At 71.8% G+C, this 20687-nt stretch carries 15 protein-coding genes; 7 read left to right on the forward strand and 8 right to left on the reverse strand.

Annotated features, from left to right (window positions below; all coding sequences use genetic code 11):
• Window positions 1-271: 271 nt before the first annotated feature.
• The gene (locus tag ACFVZW_RS03200; protein ID WP_384515954.1) at window positions 272-1894 is read right to left on the reverse strand and encodes a carboxylesterase/lipase family protein; all 1623 of its coding nucleotides are present in this window, start codon (window positions 1892-1894) and stop codon (window positions 272-274) included.
• Between the two features lie 408 nt (window positions 1895-2302).
• Here ACFVZW_RS03200 and ACFVZW_RS03205 point away from each other — a divergent pair, with 408 nt between their 5' ends.
• The 6 genes from ACFVZW_RS03205 to ACFVZW_RS03230 are packed head-to-tail and all read left to right on the forward strand — an operon-like array spanning window position 2303 to window position 7155.
• Window positions 2303-3361 carry an ABC transporter substrate-binding protein gene (locus ACFVZW_RS03205; RefSeq protein ID WP_384515957.1) on the forward strand — a complete coding sequence of 353 codons (1059 nt, stop codon included), beginning with the start codon at window positions 2303-2305 and terminating at the stop codon, window positions 3359-3361.
• Window position 3362: 1 nt separating this feature from the next.
• Window positions 3363-4241 carry a branched-chain amino acid ABC transporter permease gene (locus ACFVZW_RS03210; protein WP_384515960.1) on the forward strand — a complete coding sequence of 293 codons (879 nt, stop codon included), beginning with the start codon at window positions 3363-3365 and terminating at the stop codon, window positions 4239-4241.
• The gene (locus tag ACFVZW_RS03215; RefSeq protein ID WP_384515963.1) at window positions 4238-5233 is read left to right on the forward strand and encodes a branched-chain amino acid ABC transporter permease; all 996 of its coding nucleotides are present in this window, start codon (window positions 4238-4240) and stop codon (window positions 5231-5233) included. Before ACFVZW_RS03210 ends, ACFVZW_RS03215 begins: the two co-directional genes overlap by 4 nt.
• Entirely contained in the window at window positions 5230-5991 is a 762-nt protein-coding gene (locus ACFVZW_RS03220) for an ABC transporter ATP-binding protein (protein ID WP_384515966.1), read from the forward strand. Before ACFVZW_RS03215 ends, ACFVZW_RS03220 begins: the two co-directional genes overlap by 4 nt.
• A complete protein-coding gene (locus ACFVZW_RS03225; protein WP_384515969.1) occupies window positions 5988-6695 on the forward strand; it encodes an ABC transporter ATP-binding protein in 708 nt (235 codons plus the stop codon). Before ACFVZW_RS03220 ends, ACFVZW_RS03225 begins: the two co-directional genes overlap by 4 nt.
• Before the next feature lie 43 nt (window positions 6696-6738).
• A complete protein-coding gene (locus tag ACFVZW_RS03230; protein WP_384515972.1) occupies window positions 6739-7155 on the forward strand; it encodes a VOC family protein in 417 nt (138 codons plus the stop codon).
• A 209-nt stretch (window positions 7156-7364) separates the two neighbouring features.
• Here ACFVZW_RS03230 and ACFVZW_RS03235 read toward each other — a convergent pair whose 3' ends face one another.
• From ACFVZW_RS03235 to ACFVZW_RS03250, 4 genes are read right to left on the reverse strand one after another with little or no spacing between them, the layout of a single operon-like run.
• Window positions 7365-8126 (reverse strand): hypothetical protein, encoded by a 762-nt coding sequence (locus ACFVZW_RS03235; protein ID WP_384515975.1) that lies wholly within the window; start codon window positions 8124-8126, stop codon window positions 7365-7367.
• Window positions 8119-12747, reverse strand: coding sequence for a putative T7SS-secreted protein (locus ACFVZW_RS03240; protein WP_384515978.1), 4629 nt, complete (start codon window positions 12745-12747; stop codon window positions 8119-8121). Before ACFVZW_RS03240 ends, ACFVZW_RS03235 begins: the two co-directional genes overlap by 8 nt.
• The gene (locus ACFVZW_RS03245) at window positions 12747-13304 is read right to left on the reverse strand and encodes a hypothetical protein (protein WP_384515981.1); all 558 of its coding nucleotides are present in this window, start codon (window positions 13302-13304) and stop codon (window positions 12747-12749) included. Before ACFVZW_RS03245 ends, ACFVZW_RS03240 begins: the two co-directional genes overlap by 1 nt.
• On the reverse strand, window positions 13304-13699 hold the full coding sequence (locus tag ACFVZW_RS03250; protein WP_384515984.1) for an SseB family protein: 396 nt from the start codon (window positions 13697-13699) through the stop codon (window positions 13304-13306). Before ACFVZW_RS03250 ends, ACFVZW_RS03245 begins: the two co-directional genes overlap by 1 nt.
• Window positions 13700-14182: 483 nt before the next feature.
• On the opposite strand from ACFVZW_RS03250, the gene ACFVZW_RS03255 reads away from it, so the two are divergent.
• On the forward strand, window positions 14183-14731 hold the full coding sequence (locus ACFVZW_RS03255) for an SMI1/KNR4 family protein (protein WP_384515987.1): 549 nt from the start codon (window positions 14183-14185) through the stop codon (window positions 14729-14731).
• Between the two features lie 170 nt (window positions 14732-14901).
• On the opposite strand, the gene ACFVZW_RS03260 is transcribed toward ACFVZW_RS03255, so the two are convergent.
• The 3 genes from ACFVZW_RS03260 to ACFVZW_RS03270 form a co-directional block, all read right to left on the reverse strand.
• Entirely contained in the window at window positions 14902-17334 is a 2433-nt protein-coding gene (locus tag ACFVZW_RS03260; RefSeq protein WP_384515990.1) for a SpoIIE family protein phosphatase, read from the reverse strand.
• Window positions 17331-19445, reverse strand: a complete 2115-nt coding sequence (locus ACFVZW_RS03265; RefSeq protein ID WP_384515993.1) for a SpoIIE family protein phosphatase — start codon at window positions 19443-19445, stop codon at window positions 17331-17333. Before ACFVZW_RS03265 ends, ACFVZW_RS03260 begins: the two co-directional genes overlap by 4 nt.
• 189 nt (window positions 19446-19634) lie before the next feature.
• Window positions 19635-20543: an aldo/keto reductase gene (locus ACFVZW_RS03270; RefSeq protein WP_384515995.1), complete on the reverse strand. Its 909-nt coding sequence runs from the start codon at window positions 20541-20543 to the stop codon at window positions 19635-19637.
• Window positions 20544-20687: the final 144 nt, after the last annotated feature.

Below are 20687 nucleotides of genomic sequence, written 5' to 3' on the forward strand. Positions count from 1 at the left end.
CTGCTTCTCGCCGCGCGGTGAATCGTGACGATCGCCTACTTCTCGTACGGCACGTCTCGTCAACCGGACCCTCTTTGACAGGTCCCGTCCGCGTGCCGGTGTGCGCGCACGATCGCGGGGGTTCCCCGGGTCGGCGAATTTCCGTTGCCGGGCCCGGGCGGGTGTCCCTGGCCTTCGGGCATGACCGCTGCCGGGTGTGACGAGTTGGTTGCCGCCGCGATGGCGGCTCGGGGCCCTCCGGCGTGGCCGAGTGCCCTCCGCCGCATGTCCATCACCGACGGTGGTGCAGGCGCCGCCAGTAGCCCGCGAGGTCGCCGACGGCGGTGGTGACCGAGTCGAGGGCCATCGTGGTGCGGGATTCCCGGTCGTACCGATCCCACTGGGGCATGGGGTGGTGGTTGGGGTCGCCGGTGCGGATGAAGGAGATCCAGGACGCGTGCATGGTCTCGGCGAGACCGTCACGGATCCTGGGAGCCAGCCCCGCCAGGAAGGGCGCCTGCGACCACTTGTCGAAGTTGTTGAAAACGAACGGCAGCTCCAGGCAGTGCGCCGCTGCGAGCTGACCGCCGTGCGCGGGAGTCGGGAGGTTGAACTGGTACGCCCAGACCGGACGCCCGCGGGCCGCCCGCTGTTCGGCCAGCGCCAGCGCGGGCATGCGGAACAAGTCGTCGGTGACCAGGTCCATGAGCACGTCCACCGGGCGGGCACCTGGCCGGGCCTCTGCGTACGCGATGTACGCCTGCTCCGCCCGGCTCCCGAAGGTGTCCCGCGCCCTGGCGATCACCTGCTCCCTGGTCGCGGCGGCGTACGGCCCGCTCAGCGCGAAGGCGAAGTTGGCCTCCTCGCGGGTCCAGCCGATCAGGACGTCGATATCCGTCCCGGCGCCGCTGAGCAGCAGATCGGCCGGGTCGCGGTCCAGTGTGACCCCGTCGAGCACCGGCAGGAACGGGGTCGACCAGTAACCCCACCGCCCCGTGCGCCCGAACATCTCGAAGGTCGCGGCGATCAGGCGGGGCCAGGGTGCGGCGCGTAGTTCCGCCACGTTCTCGGCTCCGAGGATGTCCAGGTAGGCGGCGGTGCGTTGGAGGGACTCGGCGCGGGTGGGGATCTTCAGCCCGAGCGGAGGGCTCTGCAGGATGGCGCGCCGGAACAGCGGGCGGCCCTTGGGTCGAGCCCCGGCCAGCGCCGCGACCGACAGCGCGCCCCCGGACTGGCCGGCGACGGTGATGTCGTCCGGGTCGCCGCCGAACGCGGCGATGTTGTCCCGTACCCAGTGCAGCGCGGCGAGCTGGTCGCTGAGCCAGAAGTTCCCCCCGGCTCCGTCCTCCCCGAAGTAGAGGTAACCAAGCGGCCCAAGGCGGTAGTTGACGGTCACGACGACGAGGTCGCCGTCGCGCGAGAAGGTCTCGCCGGAGTAGTTCGGCATCGAACCGGATCCGGAGATGAAGCCGCCACCGTGAATCCACACCATCACCGGCCGCTTGGCGCCATCGGCTCCGGGGGTCCAGACGTTGAGCGTGAGGCAGTCCTCGTCGAAGGGGGGAGAGCCGTGGGTGCCGAGCACCTGGTCGCCCCCTTCCCGGTAGGGCTGCGGTGCACTCGGGCCGAAGGCGGTCGCGTCGCGCGTTCCCTGCCATCCGGGATGGGGCTGAGCCGGCCGCCATCGGAGGGCGCCGACCGGCGGAGCCGCGTACGGCACCCCCTTGAACACGGCGAGACCTCCTTCGGTGCCTCCGCGAAGTCGGCCCGCGGGCAGCTCCACGACGGGCGAGGACTCGCCCGTCCGCGGGGCGGCCTGCGCAGCGCGCCCGCCCGGCAGGCCGGAGAGCAGTGCGGCGCCGGCCAACACCCCGCTGTTCTTGAGGACTTTGCGCCGCGATGGATCGTCGGTCATGGTGCTCACTCCCTGACTGGTCAAGAGCCCGGTCACTCACGCGGCATTGCGTGAATCTGACGGTGGACAGTGTTCCGCTATGCGCGCGGGTGAGGTCAAGAGGTTGTGCCCACTATCTTGCGATCCCTTGACGGTCGTCCTGATTGCGCGATAGACACGTGTCACCTTCGATGCTCCTCAACCGGCGGCCAGGTCACTCCCGAGAGCTGGACCTCCCTCGCCTGGGACCCCTCAAGGCAGCCCCATCAGCAACATCCGGCCCTCCAGGGCTGGTTGACAACGTACGGAGTTTCCATGACAGGTCGGTTTCGTCCCGTTGGTCTGATCGCCGTGACGGTGGCCCTCTCGCTGGTTACCGCATGTGGGGGTTCCAGCCTCGGATCCGGCGACGACAAGCAAGGCGGGCCCGTGAAGATCGGGCTCCTCGTCCCGCAGTCCGGGATCTACAAGGCGCTCGGCGACGACATGAAGCAGGGCTTCGAGCTCTACGTCGAACAGCACGGCGGCAGGCTCGGCGGGCGTGAGGTGGAGATCGTCGTCGCGGACGAGGGAGAGACCGCCGACTCGGGCAAGGCGGCGGCGGAGAAACTGGTCAAGCAGGACCGGGTGTTGGCGGTGAGCGGGGTGGTGAGCTCGGCCACCATCAACGGGGTCAAGGACCTGTTCGAGACCAGCAAGGTCCCGCTCGTCGGCTCGAACGCCTCACCCACGACGCTGACCGGGACCACGTACATCTGGCGCACCTCGTACGTCAACGACGAACCCGGCAAGGCGCTGGGCAAGCACGTGGCGGAGAAGACCGACGGCCCGGTCTTCCTGATCGCCGCGGGCTACCAGGCGGGCAAGGACGAGGTGGAGGGCTTCAAGTCCACCTTCCTCCCGGCGGGCGGCAAGATCGCGGGGGAGGAGGTCTACACGCCGTTCCCCGGGACCAAGAACTTCCAGCCGTACCTCGCACAGATCGAGAGATCCGGTGCGAAGGCCGTCTTCTGCTTCTACGCCGGCGGTGCGGCCGTCGACTTCGTCAAGCAGTACCGGGACTTCGGACTGGCCGGCAAGATCCCGCTCTACGCGCCCGGCTTCCTGACCGAGGGCGGCGTACTGAAGGGGCAGGGAGACGCGGCCACCGGCATTCTCACCGCGCTCAACTACAGCGCGGACCTGGACAACGCCGCCAACAAGCAGTTCGCACCGGCCTACCAGTCCGCCTACGGCGCGGCCCCGACCACGTACGCGATGGCGTCATGGGACGCGGCGCAGGTGCTCGACAAGGCGATCAAGACGGCCGGTTCCACGGTGACCTCGGAAACGGTCAACGCCGCCATCGCCAAGGTGGGGGACATCGACAGCCCCCGAGGAACCTGGCGCTTCAACAGCGGCGGCACGCCGATCCAGCCCTGGTACCTGCGCGAGGTCAAGCAGGGCGCCAATACCGTCAGCTCCGAGCTCGGCCGGCTGGGCGGCTGACATGGCCGGATGGTTGGACGGCAACGTCGTCAGCGTCATCGACGGGGTCGCCTTCGGTCTGCTGCTGTTCACGATCGCGGTCGGCCTTTCCCTGGTCTTCGGCATGATGGACGTCCTCAACCTGGCGCACGGCACCCTGTACCTCGGCGGGGCCTACATCGCCTACTCCCTGTCCGACGGCAGCGTGGCGGGTCTGCTCCTCGCCCTGACGGCCGCCGCCCTGACGGGCGCCCTGGGGGGAGCGGCCCTGACGCTGCTCACCCAGCCGCTGGCCCGGCGTGGGCACCTGGACCAGGCGGTGCTCACGCTGGGCATCGCGTTCATCGTCGCCGACCTCCTCGCCGCGGCCTTCGGCGGCGAGGTGCTGCCCACGGACCCGCCGGCGCCGCTGCGCGGGACGGTGGACCTCCTCGGCCACACGTATCCCGTGTACCGGCTGGTGTTCATCGCCGTCGCGGCAGGTCTGGCGATCGTCGTGTACCTCGTCTTCGAACGCAGCTCGCTCGGCGCACTGGTACGGGCCACCGTCGCGGACCGGGACATGGTCCGCGCACAGGGCGTCGACATCCGCAAAGTGCTCTACGGAGTCTTCGCGTTCGGCGCCGCCCTGGCGGCGGTCGGTGGTGTCCTCGGCGCACCGATCCTGGGTCCCGGGCCGGGCGTCGACGAGAGCGTCCTCGTCCTCTCGCTCGTCGTCGTGGTCGTCGGCGGCCTCGGATCCGTGCGCGGTGCGCTCGTCGGGGCGCTGCTCATCGGCCAGGTGCAGACACTCGGTGTGGCCCTGCTCCCGGAGTACGCTCCCTTCCTCCTCTTCGGCACCATGCTGGTGGTGCTCGTGGTACGCCCGCACGGCCTGGTCTCGTCGGCGGTGCGCACATGAGCACTCCCCGAACCGCCGGCACGACCGGCACCACCGGCGCTGTCGTACGGCGCCTGCCGGTGGTCGCCGTCCTGCTGGGGCTCACGCTGGCCCCCTTCCTCCTCGGCTCGTACGCCATCGGCACCCTGTCGCGGATCCTGGTGTTCGCTCTGCTCGCCATGAGCGTGAACCTCCTCACCGGCATGACCGGACTGCCGACCCTCGGCCAGTCGGCCTACTTCGGCGTCGGCGCCTACACCGGGGCGATCGTCGCCACGAGACTCACCGACGTCGGGACACTCCAACTCCTCATCGCCGCGGGTGTCTCCGCGCTGGTGGCCGTGCCGACCGGATGGCTCGCAGTCCGGGCCCGCGGGGTGGTGTTCCTGATGCTGACCCTGGCCATCGGCGAGATCGCCTACAGCGCCGCGGTCAACTGGAAGTCGCTGACCAACGGCACCGACGGACTGTCGGGCATCCCGCCCGTCGTACCGTTGCCCGGCATGCCCGCGCTGGAACTCGACGGGCTGGTCTACTTCTATGTGCTGGCCGTGTTCCTGCTGCTCTTCGCGGCCGTCACCCGCCTGGGCACGACACCGTTCGCCCTCGCCCTGCGCGGAATCCGCGACAACGAGGCCCGCATGAAGGCGATCGGCTACCCCACCCAGCGGTACGCCCTCACCGTCTACTGCGGCGCCGCGGCGCTCGCCGGCGCCGCCGGGTCGCTGTGGGTTTCGGTGCAGCGCTTCGTCTCGCCGGGCGACGCGGGATTCGAGATCGCCGCCCTGGCCCTGCTGGCCGTCGTCATCGGCGGATCGGGCTCGATGCGGGGGGCATGCGCCGCGGCCGCCCTCATCTGGCTCACCCGCGACTACCTGGGGAACCTCGAAGCCGTCGCCGGACGCGGGCCGCTGCTGCTCGGGCTGCTCTTCGTCATCGCCGTCTACACACTGCCCCGCGGACTGGCCGGCGTACGGCTTCCGCACAGGCCGACCCGGAAGAGGACGGCGTGACCGATCGCGATCTACTGGAACTACGGGCGCTGTCAAAGCACTTCGGGTCCTTCAGGGCCGTTGACGAGGTCTGCCTCACCGTGCGGGCCGGCGCGCGACACGCCGTCATCGGCCCGAACGGCGCCGGCAAGTCGACACTGTTCGGCCTCATCTCCGGCACCCTGCCCGCCAGCGCCGGATCCATCCTCCTCGACGGACAGGACGTGACCCGGCTGCCCGTGCACCGCAGGGTCGGGCTCGGCGCCGCCGCGACCTTCCAGCACTCCAGTCTCTTCATGCGGGAGACCGTGCTGGAGAACGTCCTGCTCGCCGCGTTGCGCCGTACCGGTACGGGACTCGGCGGCCGGCGCAAGGTCAGTGCCCGCGCGGCGACGATCGCGCAGGCCCGCACGCTGCTCGAGCGCGTGGGTCTGCCCACCCGGCACGACCTCGCGGCGGCCGCGCTCTCGCACGGTGAACGGCGGCAGCTGGAAGTCGCCGTCGCGCTTGCCACCGAACCCCGGCTGCTGCTCCTGGACGAACCGGCCGCCGGCATGTCGCCGGCGGAGACGGAGCGGCTCACGGAGCTGATCGCCGGCCTGCCCCGGGAGGTGACGGTACTCCTCATCGAACACGACCTCGACATGGTCTTCGAACTCGCCGACACCGTGAGCGTCATGCACCTCGGCAGACACCTCAAGACCGGCTCCCCGGACCAGGTGCGGGCCTCCGCCGAGGTCCAGAGCGCCTACCTGGGCACCGTGGAGGTCTCCTCGTGAAACCGTTCTTCAGCGTGCGCGACCTGCGCTCCGGCTACGCCGGGGGCGTCGTCCTCGACGGTGTCGACCTCGACCTCGAACCGGGCGGGATCCTCGCCGTACTCGGGCGCAACGGGGTCGGGAAGACCACCCTCATCTCGACCGTCATGGGATTCGTCCGGCCGTACGGAGGCAGCGTCGCCGTCGACGGCAGGGAGATCGCCGGGGCACGCGTCGATGTGATCGCCCGGGCCGGCGTGGGTGTCGTTCCGCAGGGACGCCGGGTGTTCGCGCCGCTGACCGTGGCGGAGCACCTCGCGATCGCCGCGCGGCGCCCCGCGCGGGGGCCGTGGACCCGTGCGCGGATCCTCGACCTGCTGCCGAGACTGGGGGAGCGGCTCGGGCATCGCGGTGACCAACTCTCCGGAGGAGAACAACAGATGCTCGCGATCGCCCGGGCCCTGCTGGGAAATCCGCGGCTGCTGCTCCTCGACGAGCCGTCCGACGGGCTCGCTCCCGCGATCGTCGCCCAAGTGGGCGAGGTGATCCGCGAGGTGAGTGCGGAGGGCATGACGGTCGTCCTCGTCGAGCAGAACCTGGGCCTCGCCCTCTCGGTCGCCGAGAACGTGGCCGTCATGCAGAAGGGGCGCATCGTCCACCGGGCGCCCTGTGCGGAATTCGCATCCCGCCCCGACGACCGGCGGCGCCTGCTGGGCGTCGAATGACCGGTCGGCCCAAGGCACCGCCCCCACCCGGAGGTTTCACCCCATGGCTCCCTCTCCCGATCAGAACCCGCTCTTCTCCGCGCTCGGCCGCATGGTGGTGCTCGTCGCGGATACCGAAGCCGCCCTGGCCTTCTACCGGGACGTCCTGGGCTTCGAGGTCCTGCACGACCAGACGGCCGACGGCTACCGCTACCTGCACATCGGCCTGCCCGGCCGGGCGCCGGCGGGCCTCTGGCTGATGCCCGCGACCACGGACCAGCAGCGAGAGCTGATCGGCCGTCAGTGCGGCGGCCAGCCCCTGCTCGTCCTGTATACGGCCGACCTGCAACAGACCGCCGATCACCTGCGCGCACACGGCGTGCGGGTGTGGGACGAGCGGGAGGAGGCCGACAGCCGTTCTCTGCACTTCGAGGACCTGTACGGGAACGTCATCGTGGCGGCGCAACTGCCCGTCCGATAGCGGTCGCGGATCAGGTGGTCAGCGGGGCCCTCGGCCACGTCGACGAGGACGGCTCCCTCCACGTCACCAATCCGCGGCGGCCACAAGGCGCCCAGGCCGTCGGCCGGCTCGACCGGCGAGCGGGCGACGTGCCGGTGGCGTACGTGACCCTCTCCGGCGCCACGGTCGGCGATGAAGGCCACCTCACCGGCGCGCCCTCGATGTCCAGGTCACGGAGTCGATCCGGTCTCCCCCTGCGCGATGCGATCCAGCAGAGGGGACGCCCAGTCCGGGAGGGCGGAGGCCGTGGGGCGCGGCGGGCGGGGGTCGGCGGCGATTCCGATGCCGCCCGCCGGGTCGCCGTACACGAACCGCTGCGACCACCCGAGCCACGAGCGGACGAACTGGTTCGCGCTCCACGCGAGGGCCAGCGCCCCGCGTAGTTCGGGAACCTCGTACCAGTAGCTGGTGAGCACCACCGCGCGGGACACCGCCTCGTCCTGGTCTCCGGGCCGGGAGTCGGCGGTGAGCCCGGCGGCCAGCACCGATGCCGCGAACCGGTTGTCCGCGAGCAGGCCGCCGCTGTCGCAGACGACCACGTCCAGCAGGTCCGCGGGGAGGTCCACCGCGGCCCGCTCCAGCCGCGCCGACAGCTCGGGCAGCCCCGGATCGTCGGCCGGCTCGGGGCCGGGTACCACCGTCAGGTCGGCCGGCAGCCACTCGTCCGCCGTGCGGGCGGCCAGCAGATGGACGTAAGCCAGCGCGCGGAACGTCTGCCGGCGGCAGAGGGTGTCGAGCAGCGCGATCCGCGAGCCACGGAAGGCCAGCCGCACCGGCCAGTAGACCGCCCGGACCTCGTCCCCGAGTGCCCGCAGCTCCGGCGGCACCGGGGCCGGGAAGACCCGGCTCTGACCGGGGTCGTAGGACGGCTCGGCACGGTAACCCGGCCAGCCCGGTACGGGATTCTGGGGTGTACCGCTACGGCTACTCATTCACTTCGTCGTCCTTCGGGGTCCGCCACTTCGCCGTGTCCTTGCCGTCTCGCGGAGTGATGTAGTTGGAGAGGTCCTCCGGGTCGATGTGGTACGCGTGGATCATATGGTCCTGGCGGATGATGGCCACCGGCCTGGACGGGTCGAGGCTGCGGTCGATGATGATCCGGGCCCCTGTCGCGTCGTCGACGTAGTTGGCCGGCGATTGCAGATGGCCCCGGAGGTACTTCTCCAGTTTCACCTCGTCCCCGCCGATGCCCTCCAGATAGTGGTTCGACTTGCCGCTCTCCGCCTCGTTGAGCTGGTGGTCGACGCCCTGCGCCGCCCGGGTGCTGTCCGAGTAGGGGGCCAGCCCGAAGGGGTCGCACCACCCGTGGGGATTGGCGACGTACGACACCGGATTGGGTGCCGCCGCCAGGCCCAGCGGATCCGGGCTCAGATAGCGGCCGGTCTCGGGGTCGTACGTGCGGAAGTAGTTGTGGTGCAGGCCCGATTCGGCGTCGTAGTACTGGCCGGGGAAGCGCAGCGGCGTGTACGCCGTGGCGTCCCGGTTCCAGGCGGTGGAGCCCCACAGCGTGGACCGGCTGCGCCAGGCCGGTGCGCCGTCCTCGTCGACGAGTTCGGTGGGAGCGCCCACCAGGTCGGTGACGATGGCGTAGAACCGTTCGTCCACCACCTCCTGGCCGGCCGTCAGGATCCGCTCCGTCTGCGCGAGCGGCTGCAGACCGCGGTGGTCCCAGGTCACGGCGACGGCCCGGTCGTCCTGCGCCGAGGCGCTGGTCTGCTCGCACAGCACGCCGCCGTCCCAGGTGAAGACCGTGCGCTCGGCGACCTCCACCCCGTCGGCGGCCATCCGCTCCTTGGCCGTCCGCCGTCCCAGCGGGTCGTACGTGTACCGCCAGCGCGTTCCGTCCGGGGTGGTGACGGCCGTGATGCGGTCCTCGGCGTCCCACTCGTAGCGCCAGGTGTCGGGCTTGCGCGAGAGCCGGGCCTTCTGACGGAGCACGACCCGGCCGAGAGCGTCGTACTCGTGACGGACCCGGCCGGCGCCGATGAGCCGGGTGCCCTCGTAGGTGCGCGGTCCGGTGGCGTCCTGGCCTCCGGGGTGGGAGCCGGGCCAGGACGCGGAGGTCTGGTTGCCCGCCTCGTCGTACGCGTAGCGCTCGGTCCAGTTCTCGGCGTGCACCGCCGTCACCCGGCCCCGCGGGTCGAGATCGAAGCTGCGCGGTCCGGCCAGCAGATCGTCGACCCCGGTCAGGACCCCGTCGGACCGGTAGGTGTACCCGCGACGCTGCACCACGTCCTGCCCGGGGCCCGTGAGCCGCTGCTCCACCAGCCGGCCGGCCTCGTCCCACGCGTGGTCGAGGGTGACGGCGTCTCCGTAGGTGCGACTGAGCTCCTGGCCCGCCGCGTCGTGCGTGAAGCCGATCCGTCGGCCGGACGTCGTCAGGGCGTCGTGGCGGCCCCCGGCGTCGTAGCCCCACACGGCGACCGCCCCCGTCGGGGTGGTCCGGCCGGTGCGGCGGCCCACGGCGTCGTAACTGTAGGTGAGGGTGCGGCCGTCGACCGTCTCCTGGACGAGCCGGCCCGCCCGGTCGCGCAATCGGGTCAGCACACTGTCCCCACGCACCGCGGCGGCGAGCCGGTCGAACACGTCGTACTCGTACGTCGTCACCGTGCCGCCCGCGTCCTTGCGGACGGTGTGCCCCAGGGCGTCGCGGTCGAAGGTGATCCGCTGCCCGAGCGCGTCGGTGCGGGTGACGAGCCGGCCCGCCGGGTCGTAGGCGTAGTCGAGCGCACGGCCGTCGAAGTCGGTCTCCTGGACGAGCCGGCCCGCCGGGTCGTAGGCGTACTCCCAGGTCATGCCCTGCGGGTTGCGGACCTGGGTCAGCCGCAACTCGGCGTCGTACGCGTATGCATGCCGCGTGCCGTCCGCGTCGGTCCGGGCGGCGAGCAGGTCGAAGTGGGTGTACTCGAAGTGGACGGTGGCGCCGTCGGGACCGTCCGTACGGGTCAGGCAGTTGCCCTCGCCGTCGTACGTCCACGAGCGCCGGCCGCCGTCCGGACCGGTCCGGTGCAGCGGCTTGCCCTCGACCGTCCACTCCACGCGCGTGACCGCGCCCAAGGGGTCGGTGACCGCCGTGGCCCGGCCGAAGGCGTCCCGCTCGTACGTCGTGGTGGCGCCGAGGCGGTCGGTGACCGCGAGCGGCAGCCCCGCCGGGTCGGTGCGGACCCGCGTGACCCCTCCCAGGGGGTCGGTCACGGTGCCGAGGTGGCCGCGTTCGTCGTAGCCGAACCGGGTGACCGTCCCGTCGGGGCGGCTGACCGACGTGCGGTTTCCGCGCTCGTCGTAGGTCTGGCGGACGACCGAGCCGTCCACGGCGACGACCTTGACCGGCAGGCCGAGCTCGTTGTACTCGGCTCGCGCCTCCCGGCCGTCGGGCCGGACGTAGGACACCAGGCGGCCGGCGTCGTCGTAGGCGGTGCGCGTGGTGTGGCCGAGCGGATCGGTGTGCGCGATTCGCCGGCCCCGGTGGTCGTACTCGTACCGGGTGACCGCGCCGAGCGGGTCGGTCTCGGCCACCACCCGGTACCGGTCGTCGATCAGGTAGTGGCGGGTGTGCCCGGCGGCCGTGGTCACCCGCGTCACCCGGAGGCCGGTCTGCGGGTCCGCGTCCTCGTAGCGGAAGGTGAGGGCGATGTGGCCCGCCTCGCCGCCCTCCGCGACGCACCGGTCGAGATCGTCGTAGGCGTACTCGTAGCGGCGGTCGTTCGTATCGGTCCACGAGGTGATGCGGGTGCGGTCGTCATAGGTGAACCGCAGAGGCAGCCCGGAGGAGTTGGTGACCTCCGTCAGGTTCCCGTCGGTGTAGCCGTACGCGAGGACGCGGCCGCCGCCGGTCAGGCTCAGGGCGGTGATCCGCCCGTCGGAGGTCTCGAAGCGCAGGTGGTAGCCGCCGGAGTGGAGCATGCCGAGCGGAGAGCCGTGTTCGTCGTACTCGAAGGTGACGTGGTGGCCGCCCAGACCGTCGAGCTGGACGATCGGCGCGATGCCGTTCTCGGCGCCGTCCGCCGGCGGGGCGAAGCGGCGGACGTCGCCCGTCAGGGGGTCGGTCAGTGTCCAGTCGCCGCCGGCGGTGCGCTCCAGCGCGTGACGGGGGCCCGAGGCCGACACCGGCAGCGCGGGTACACCGGGCGCGGGATGCGGATAGCCGACGAGGAGACCGTCCTCGGACACCAGGACGACTCCCTTGGCGTCGATCTCCAGGTGCTGGTCGATCGTGGACGACCAGGTCGGGCCGAACCAGCGGCCCGCCCGGTAGCCCGACTCCGCACGCCGCTTGAACGCGAAGGGGAAGACGCCGGGGAGGACGACGTCCGTCTGCGGGAGGTACATCCGGCCGGTGGCGAGGTCGACAGGGTCCGTGCCCTCACTGGCCTTGTCCGGGTCCGGCCGCTCGCCGTGGTGCGGGCCGTTCTTGTCCGTCTCCTTGCGGCCCGGGCCGTCCACGTCGTCCAGATGCCGGGCGGCCGATCCACCCTTCCCCACCGCGCCCAGACCCTTCGAACCGAGGAGTTCGGGGAGGAGCTTGCCCACGCCCTCGTTCGGGTCCTTCATGAACTCGTCGAGCATCTGCTTGCCCGCGCCCCACGGGTCGTTGGCCGTGGTGACCAGCCCGGCGGCCAGCGAGTTGAGGTTCGTCTGGTACTCGGCGGGGTGGGTCAGGTTGTACGGGTCCGTCGGGTTGACGGAGCGGGCGAAGTTGACGAGGCCGGCCGCGCCCTTGAGAACTCCGCCGGTCAGATGCGTCTTGGCGAGCTCCAGGTAGTCCAGGCCGTCTGCGAGCTGCTCGGCGTACGAGGGCTTGGGCGGGGCCGCGTCCCGGGCAGCGCGGACCGCCGTACGCGCCGTCTCGGCAAGCTCGTTGCGCTGCTTACGGGCGTCGTCGAGCTTGTCCTGAGCGGCCTTGGCCAGCGGGACGCCGGGGTCGGTGAAGTTCTCGGACGGCCTCGGCGGCAGGGTGTCCTTCTTCGTCTCGACCGCGTCGTTGTAGTCGTCGATCGACTTGTTGTAGGCGTTCCGCGCGTCCTGGGAGACCTTCTTGGCCTTGTTGTACTCGTCCAGGGCCTCCTTGGCCCTGCCCTGCGCCCACTCCACGGTGTCCGCGAACCGGTTCATCGCGTCGGCGGCCTTGCCGAAGGACTCGGCCGCCTTGAACCACAGCGGCGGCTCCTTCGCTATGGACTCCCGGAAGGCGTCCGCCGACTCACCCTTCAGACCGTCGCCCTGCAGGGCCTTGATGCCATTGCCGACGAGCGTGAACGAAAGCTCGAAGTCGCTCAGGTGCGAGACCTGGGCGCGGATCTTGGACGCGCTGCCGTAGACCAGTCTCTTCGGGTCCTCGGTCTGACCCAGCTCCAGCTCCGCGACGTCGGCGCCGAGCCGGTTCGCGGCGGAGCGGCTCTTGTCGCGGATCCAGTCGCCCGCCTCGTCGAGACCGACGTCCTCCGCCAGGTCGGCGACCTTGTCCCCGGTCCACTCGACGGCGTCGCCGAGGTCCTCGGCGCGGTCCTCGGCCCAGTCCTCCACCGAGTCCGGTACGAAGTCCCTCCAGCCCATCAGTCGTCACCCCCCTCGGCCTGGTCCAGCAGGTCCTTCAACGAACCGACCTTTCCCGTGGAGGTCAGCTTGTCCCCGGTGTCCGACCAGGTCTGTTCGATGTCCTCGCGGCTCTTCTCGAAGGACTCGGCGCTGTAGTCGGGCTTGTAGACGTCGGCCCGGAAGATGTCGCCCCAGGCCTTCTGCTCGATCTCGTCCTCGCTCGCATGCGGATTGCCGTACGCGGCGTTGGCCACGACCTTGAACGCGCCCTGGATGTACTGGTCCTCCTCCCACACCGAGCCGGCGGCGATGCCGAGGGAGCGCGCGAGGACGCTCGCGTTCTGCACGAGGCTGCGCATGCCCCACTCCCAGCGCTCGCAGAAGTCCTCGTAGTCGGTGGCCAGACCCATGTGCCCGGTCTCCATGCCGGTCATGGACAGGTCGCTGAAACCGGCGCCCTGGGAGGCGCCCGCCGCGTCCGACGATTCGCGCAGCTCCGCGATCGCCGCGCGCAGGCCCTTCTGGATGCCCGCGACGGCCGCGGGCGAGATCTCCAGGTCCGGATCGCCCGCCATCAGGCGGCGTCCGTACGGTCGACGGCGCAGGCGTCGGGAACGATGCCCAGGACCGGCGGGAACACCATCGAACCGTCCTCGTCGGCCACGTTCACCGCGACCCCCGCGGGGCCGTCGACCATCGGGACGATCGCGTCGACCAGGCGCGCGCCGAGGATCGAGAGGTACTCCCACTCCCGGTCCCCGGCCCCACGCGCCTGCGCGAAGCGGGCGAGCGCCGCCTCGTCCGTGAACGCGTACAGCCAGCGGACACCGCCCTGGACCGCGGACATCAGACCTCCGTCGACCCCGGCCTCCAGCGGAGCGAGCAGTACCGCGCGCCGGAACTCGCCCACCAGGCGCCCCGGTTCACCCCTGCCATCCCGGTAGGCAGCGATTTCTTCGGTCAGTTCCATGGCGCGCATCCCTCCGTGAGACAGGGCCCCCAAGGGGGACGGTCCTCAGGCCCTCGGCGGTTCCTCCGGGAGGAGGCGGATCTCGGTGACCGCGTCACCGGCGCGGTTGACGGCGGCGGCGACCGGCCGGCCGGATCGGACGTGCGCACGGCAGCGAGCGAGCCGGGTGCTCACGGACAACTCGCGCCCAGGACATGGCGGTTCGGGTGCGGTTCAGAGCGCGAGCCGCCGGCGAAGCTGAAGCCGATCGCGGCCCGCAGGGTCGGTCGCCTGGGTGCCCTCCGGTACCCGCTCGCGGTGGCGGCCCGCGACCTCGCGGGCCGTGCCACCCCTGCCCGGCATGAACGACCTGTTCCACGGCTTCCGCCTCCCGGACCGGCCGGCGAGGTGATGCTCTCCGGCCGGCCCGCATGAGGTGTGCTCCCTCAGGAGAACTACCCTGATGGTTCGTTGGGGGCCGACTCGTCCGGGGGAGGAACGCCGATGCATCCCGATGTGGAACGGCTGACTTGGATCGTCCCGCCGCCGGCCGAGCGCGGTCCGCGGGGCTGGTCCACGGTCGAGGCACGACTGGGCAGCGCCCTGCCCCAGGACTTCAAGGACCTCGTCGACACCTACGGCGGCGGAGCCTTCGACGAGACGGTCTGGGTGCTGGAGCCCGACTGCGCGGACCGCGACTACGACCTCCTGGCCATGAAGGAGGAACGCGCCGAGGTACTGGCCCGTCTGTGGGAGATCGGCCCTGAGCCCCGCCCCGAACAGCTCGCGGTCGAGGGAGCCGGCCTGCTTCCCTTCGCCTCCATCGAGGGAACCGGTGCCTACCTCTACTGGCTCACCACCGAGGACGGGCGGCCCGAGGACTGGACCGTGCTGGTGAACGCCGGCCGGGGACCGGAATGGGAGCACCATCCGGTGCAGAGCGCCCGCTTCATCCTGTCCGTCCTGACCGGCGAACTCCGCTCCGGCATCCTGGGCGACCTGCCAGTCGACGGCCACACCTTCGACGCCAACGACGACATCCTGGAAGCCTGACCCGACCGTTGACCCGTCGGGCGTCGGCGGCCGACGGGGGCGGTTGACCCCGGCGTACGGCGGAGGTCGCCCGTCGGCGGGACCAGTGTATGGGCCGCGTCGACCAGCAGCTCGCGCGTCCTCGGATGGTCCTTCCGGGGTCCGCCTGATGCGCCGGGGACGGGCTTGCCTCAGCCGGTGGCCGGCGCCGGCGGGAACTCCTGTTCCGCCCAGATCGTCTTGCCGTGGCGGCTGTAGCGGCTGCCCCAGCGGGTGGTGAGCTGGGCCACCAGATAGAGGCCGCGGCCGCCCTCGTCGGTCAGCCGGGCGCGGCGCATCCGTGGGTGGGTGGCGCTGGGGTCGGAGACCTCGCAGATCAGGCGGCCCGCGCGGATCAGTCGCACGTCGATCGGACCACCGGCGTACCGGATGGCGTTGGTGACCAGTTCGCTCAGCACCAACTCGGTGGTGAAGACGAGCTCTTCGAGCCCCCATTCGCGCAGCCGCGTCGTCGCGGCCTCCCGTACCGCGCCGACCGCCGCCGGATCGGCGTCGATCCGCCACGAAGACGCGTCCTCGGCCGGTACGGCCCGGGTGCGGGCGAGCAGCAAGGTGACGTCGTCCCCGAGTCCGTCGGCGGGCCGGCCCGCGACGATCGCGCGGCCGAGTTCGCGCAGGGGACCCGCGAGGGAGCCGGGCCGGGTCAGATGAGCGGCGAGTTCGGCCATGCCCGCGTCCATGTCGCCGTCCCGCCCCTCGATCAGGCCGTCGCTGTACAGGGCGAGGACGCTTCCGGGGGCCACGTCGACCTCCGTCGCCTCGAACGGGAGCCCGCCGACGCCCAGCGGGGGGCCAGGGTCGACCGGGAGGTACGACACATGGCCTTCCGGGTCCGCCACGGCAGGCGGTGGATGGCCGGCGGACGCCACCGTGCACCGCAGCGAGACCGGGTCGTAGACCGCGTACACGCAGGTGGCGCCCGTGGGGGAGGAAGGATTGCCGATGTGCCAGCCGTCGTCGAGGTCGTCGTCGGGATCCCCGCCGTCCGTCCTGTCCTCGCCCTCCTCGTCGAGGGCCGTCTCCTCGGGTTCGGCGAGCAGTTGGGCGACCAGGTCGTCGAGGTGGGTGAGCAGTTCGTCCGGTTCGAGGTCGAGATCCGCGAGGGTGCGCACGGCCGTGCGCAGCCTGCCCATGGTGGCCGTGGCCGCGAGGCCGTGGCCGACGACGTCCCCGACGACCAGGGCGACCCGGGCGGAGGACAGCGGGATCACGTCGAACCAGTCTCCGCCGACACCCCTCGTGGTGTCCGCGGGCAGATACGCGCCCGACGTCGTCGCCGCGACCGTCTCCATCTGGGTGGGCGGCAACATGCTGCGCTGGAGGCCGACGGCCGCGCGGCGCTCGCGGGTGAAGCGGCGGGCGTTGTCGAGAGCGAGGGCCGCACGGTCGGCGATCTCGCGCAGCAGGTCCCGGTCGGCCGCTTCGTACGCGCCACGCTCGGCATTCCGCCCCAAGGACACGCGGCCGAGCACCATCCCCCGGGCACGCAGCGCAGCCGTCATGGTCATCGGGTAGCCACCGACACCGGGGTCGTCACCGTCGTCGACGGCGACGAGGGCGGCGGCTGCGGCGTCCGGGCCGTCGCCGGCCGTGGAAAGCCCCGCCATGGCGGTACGGCGGAGCAGCAGCCGCCCCTCCCGGTCCGGCACCGGCTCCTCGCCCAGGGACACCGCTTCCGCGATCTCCACGACGGCGAGGTCGCCCAGGCCGGGCACCAGCGCGGCGGCCAGCTCTCTGCCCGTGTCCCTGACCGACAGCGAACCGCCGACGCAGGCCGTGGCGCGGTGCAACAGCGCCAGACGCTCGCTCGAACGGTGCATCTCGGTCACATCGGTGAAGAGGGCCGTGACCCCCAGGGCCCGCCCGTCGGGTGCCTGCAGCCGGAACGCCGAGATCGCGATGACCACCCCTCCGCCGGGATCCTCGATGGTCCGCAGGAACTCCTCGGCACGGATCAGCGGCCGGCCCGTGGCCAGGACCTGGCGCAGCTTCTCCTCGACCGCCTTCGCGTCTCCGGGCCAGAGGAAGTCGCCCAGGCGTCGGCCGCGCAGATCGGACGGCACGCCGGTGTACGGCAGGAGGTGGGTGTTGGTCCGCAGGAGCCGTAGCTCCGTGTCGAGGACGGCGAGCCCCACCCGGTCCTGGAGGAACAGCTCCCTGATGAACGCCTGGTCCTGGTGCCAGCTGAGGGCCTCTGCCGCCGGGGCGACCAGGATCAGACATCCCGCTCCCGCCCCCACGCCCGCCGTACCGTCCCGCACGCCCACGTCGGTGAGATCGAACGCCTGGAAGACGACGGGCACCCGGTCGCCCCCGCCCGTGCGCAGCACCGCCTCGCCTCCCCGGGCCCCCCGCGCGTAGGCCGCCACGAGCGGTGGCCACGCCGCGGGGTCGGCGAGGAGGGCGCGCGCCGAAAGCCCGACGACGTCGACGGCGGACCGGCCGAGCAGTGCCCCGGCCTCCGGGGTCCAGCCGCTGATCCGGCCCCGGCCGTCGAGCAGGGCGCCGGCGGTGCCCTCGGGGAAGGGCAGGAAGCCGGCACGCGGGAAGGGCGTGTCGTTCACGGTGCCTCCTCCTCTCGACCGCTCTCGGTGCCGGACAGGGAGTGGGCCCGGGCGATCAGAAGAGCGACGTCGTCATGGTCGTCGGGGCCTCGCAGCGCACCCAGGAGCAGATCACAGGTCTCCTCCAGGGGCAGGGAGGACTGGCCGAGCAGGTCGGTGAGGGCCGCGAGCCGGACATCGATGTCCTGGTCACGGGTCTCCACCAGACCGTCGGTGTACAGCACCAGTTCGTCACCCGCGCCGAACGCGATCTCCTTGGTCTCGAACGGGACCCCGCCGACGCCCAGGGGCGCACCCGTGGGAAGGTCGAGAAGGAGGGGCGCCCGACCGACGGGGACGTGCACGGGCGGGGGATGGCCGGCGTTGGAGATGCGGCAGCTCCCCTGACGGGGGTCGTACACCGCGTACACACACGTGGCCATCGCGTCGTCCAGATCGGCGACGATGCGGTCCAGATGGGTCAGGATCACGGCAGGGGGCAGACCGAGCCCGGCGAGCGTGCGCGCCGCTGTGCGCACCTGCCCCATCGTCGCCGCGGCGGTGATGCCGCTGCCCATCACGTCGCCCACGACCAGGGCCGTCCTGCCGTCCGGCAGCGGGATCGCGTCGAACCAGTCCCCGCCCACCTCGACCGCCGCGGAGGCGGGCTGATAGCGATAGGCCACGTCGAGCCCGTTCAACCGCGCCGGACCGTGGGGCAGCAGATGGCTCTGCAGGGCGAGGGCGGCCTGGCTCTGCTGCCGGTACCAGCGGGCGTTGTCGATGGCCACCGCCGCACGGGCCGCCAACTCCCCGGCGAGCAGGACGTCGTCCCGGTCGAACGGCTGCGAGTTGCGCGCGCGCTTGAGGTCGAGCACACCGAGGACCACGCCACGGGCGCGCAGGGGGACGGCGAGATAGGAATGGAGGCCGGCCTGTCGCAGGAGTTCGGCGGCGGGGCCGGCGCGGGCGATGCGGGGGAGGTCGCTGTCCGTGACGTGCTGGACGAGAACCGGGCGGCCGGTGCGGGCGCACTGGGTGACCAGCCGCTCGGTGCCGTAGCGGGCCGGTTTGCCGACCGGGTCGGCTGCCTCCTCCGCCGGGGTGGGGTACGCGGCCTTCACGGCGAGGGCACGGAACACGGCCGGCCCCGAGGCCCTCGTTCCTCCGGGGTGCGGACCGGCCAGGATGTCCTCCAGGACGTCGACCGCCGCGATGTCGGCGAACTCCGGCACCACCAGATCCGCCAGTTCATGAGCGGTCAGGTCCAGGTCGAGCGTCGTGCCCACGCGCTCGGAGGCGTCCGCGATCACCGCCAGGCGGCGTCTGGCCCGTGCGGCCGCCCTCGCGGCATGGTGCTGGTCGGTGATGTCCACGACCGAGGCCGCGACCCCGACGACGCGCTTCCCGGACGTCTCCAGGCGGTACAGCGACATCGACCAGACCTGCTCCTTCCCGTCGGAGCGGACGGAACCCCGCACGTTCCTGGAGAGGGTGGGAATCCCCGTCTCCAGTACCTCTCGGAGCGCCTGCTCCAGTTCGTCGGCGTCCGGCGACGTCACGGCATCGCGGAACGTGCGGCCCAGATAGCTGGCGGCGGTGCGTCCGTCGATGCGTTCCAGTGCGGGATTCACCAGGACGAACCGGAGGTCGGGGTCCAGCACGGCGAGGCCGATCGGGGAGTGGGCGACCAGCCGGGAGGACAGGGCGAGGTCCTGTTCCACGCGCCTCGCGGTGGCCGCGTCCGTGGCGAGACCGAGCGCGTAGAGACCCCCTTCGTCGTCCTGGAGCCGGGTGTTGCGGAACTCGACCTGGATCGTGCGGCCGTCCTTGTGGCGTACCGAGATGACACCGGCCCAGGGCCCGCCGCCCGACATGACGCGCTCGAACAGGGACAGCACCTGGTCCCGCTGGTGCTCGGAGACCAGAAGCGGGGCAGCCGGCCGGCCCAGCGCCTCGGCCGCCGGGTATCCGAAGATCGCTTCCGCCTGCGGGCTCCAGAGGACGATCCGCCCGGTCGCGTCCACGACGACGGCGGCCACCCCGAGTACGTCGAGGAGCCCGCCGGGCTCCACGGCGAGCTCGCCGCTCGCCGGGTCCGGGCCGGCAGGGGGAAACGCCGCCGCGCTCATCCAGACCGCATCCCTCCTCCACCCCGCAGCCACTGCTGCCTCTACGGAGCGGACGCACGGGTCCCCTCCATCATCCCGCCGCAGGAACGGACCGCCAGTCGTCGGCCGCCGACGTGCACCCGTCCGGTGACGCGGCGTGCGCCTTCGGTGACGTGCAGGCTTCCGGTCGAGGCCGGGCGGCCGGACGTGTCACGCGTCTCGCCGGTGGAGTGCGTTCAGGACGTCCAGCTCGTCGTCGGTCAGCCGAAGCGCGCCGGCGGCCACGTTCGCGGCCAGGTGTTCCGGGCTGCCGGTTCCGGGGATGGCAAGGACGTGCGGGCCCTGGTGGAGCGTCCAGGCCAGCCGCACCTGTACGGCGCTCGCCCCGTGCGCCCGTGCGACGGTGAGCAGTTCGGCGTGGTCCGTGCCGCCGCCGCCCGCTTCCCGCCGGGTGCCGGCGATCGAGTAGAACGGTACGAAGGCGACGCCCTGATCGCCGCAGTCGCGCACGAACGCGTCGTACTCGGGCCGGACGCCGATGCCGTACTGGTTCTGGACGCAGACCACCGGCGCGATGGCCTGGGCCTCGGCGAGGTGCTCGGGGGTGACGTTCGAGATGCCCAGATGGCGGATGAGGCCGGCGTCGCGGAGCCGGGCCAGTGCGCCGAAGCGTTCGGCGATCGAATCGGTGCCGACGACGCGCAGATTCACCACGTCCAGGTGGTCCCGTCCGAGCTGGCGCAGGTTCTCCTCGACCTGGCCGCGCAGCTGCTCGGGCGTGGCGTGGTCCAGCCACTCGCCCGAGGGGCCTCGGCCCGGTCCGACCTTGGTGGTGATCACGAGGTCGTCCGGGTAGGGCGCGAGCGCCCGGTTGATCAGCTCGTTGGCGGAGCGCAGCGAGGAGAAGTAGAAGGCGGCGGTGTCGATGTGGTTCACCCCGAGCTCGATGGCGCGGCGCAGCACGCCGATCGCCCGGTTCCGGTCGCTCGGAATCGCGCCCGGCGCGAACGCCGGACCGTCCTGTGTCAGCCGCATCGCGCCGAACCCGATCCGGTTGATCTCCAGATCGCCGAGTTTCCAGGTGCCCGGTGCCGCCGCGTTGATCGTCTCTTCGGTCATGGGCGGAATGATCCGCCGAGGCGGCCTGCCGGGCCATTGATTAAGGCATGGGTGAATCCATGGGTGGCCCTGGCGGGCTGCCGAGGCGGGGGGGGGGGGGGGCGGGGGACGGGGCCCCCCGCCCCGCCCACTCCACCGACACCG

This window comes from Streptomyces sp. NPDC059567 (genome assembly GCF_042735655.1).
In the GTDB taxonomy this organism is placed as follows: domain Bacteria; phylum Actinomycetota; class Actinomycetes; order Streptomycetales; family Streptomycetaceae; genus Streptomyces.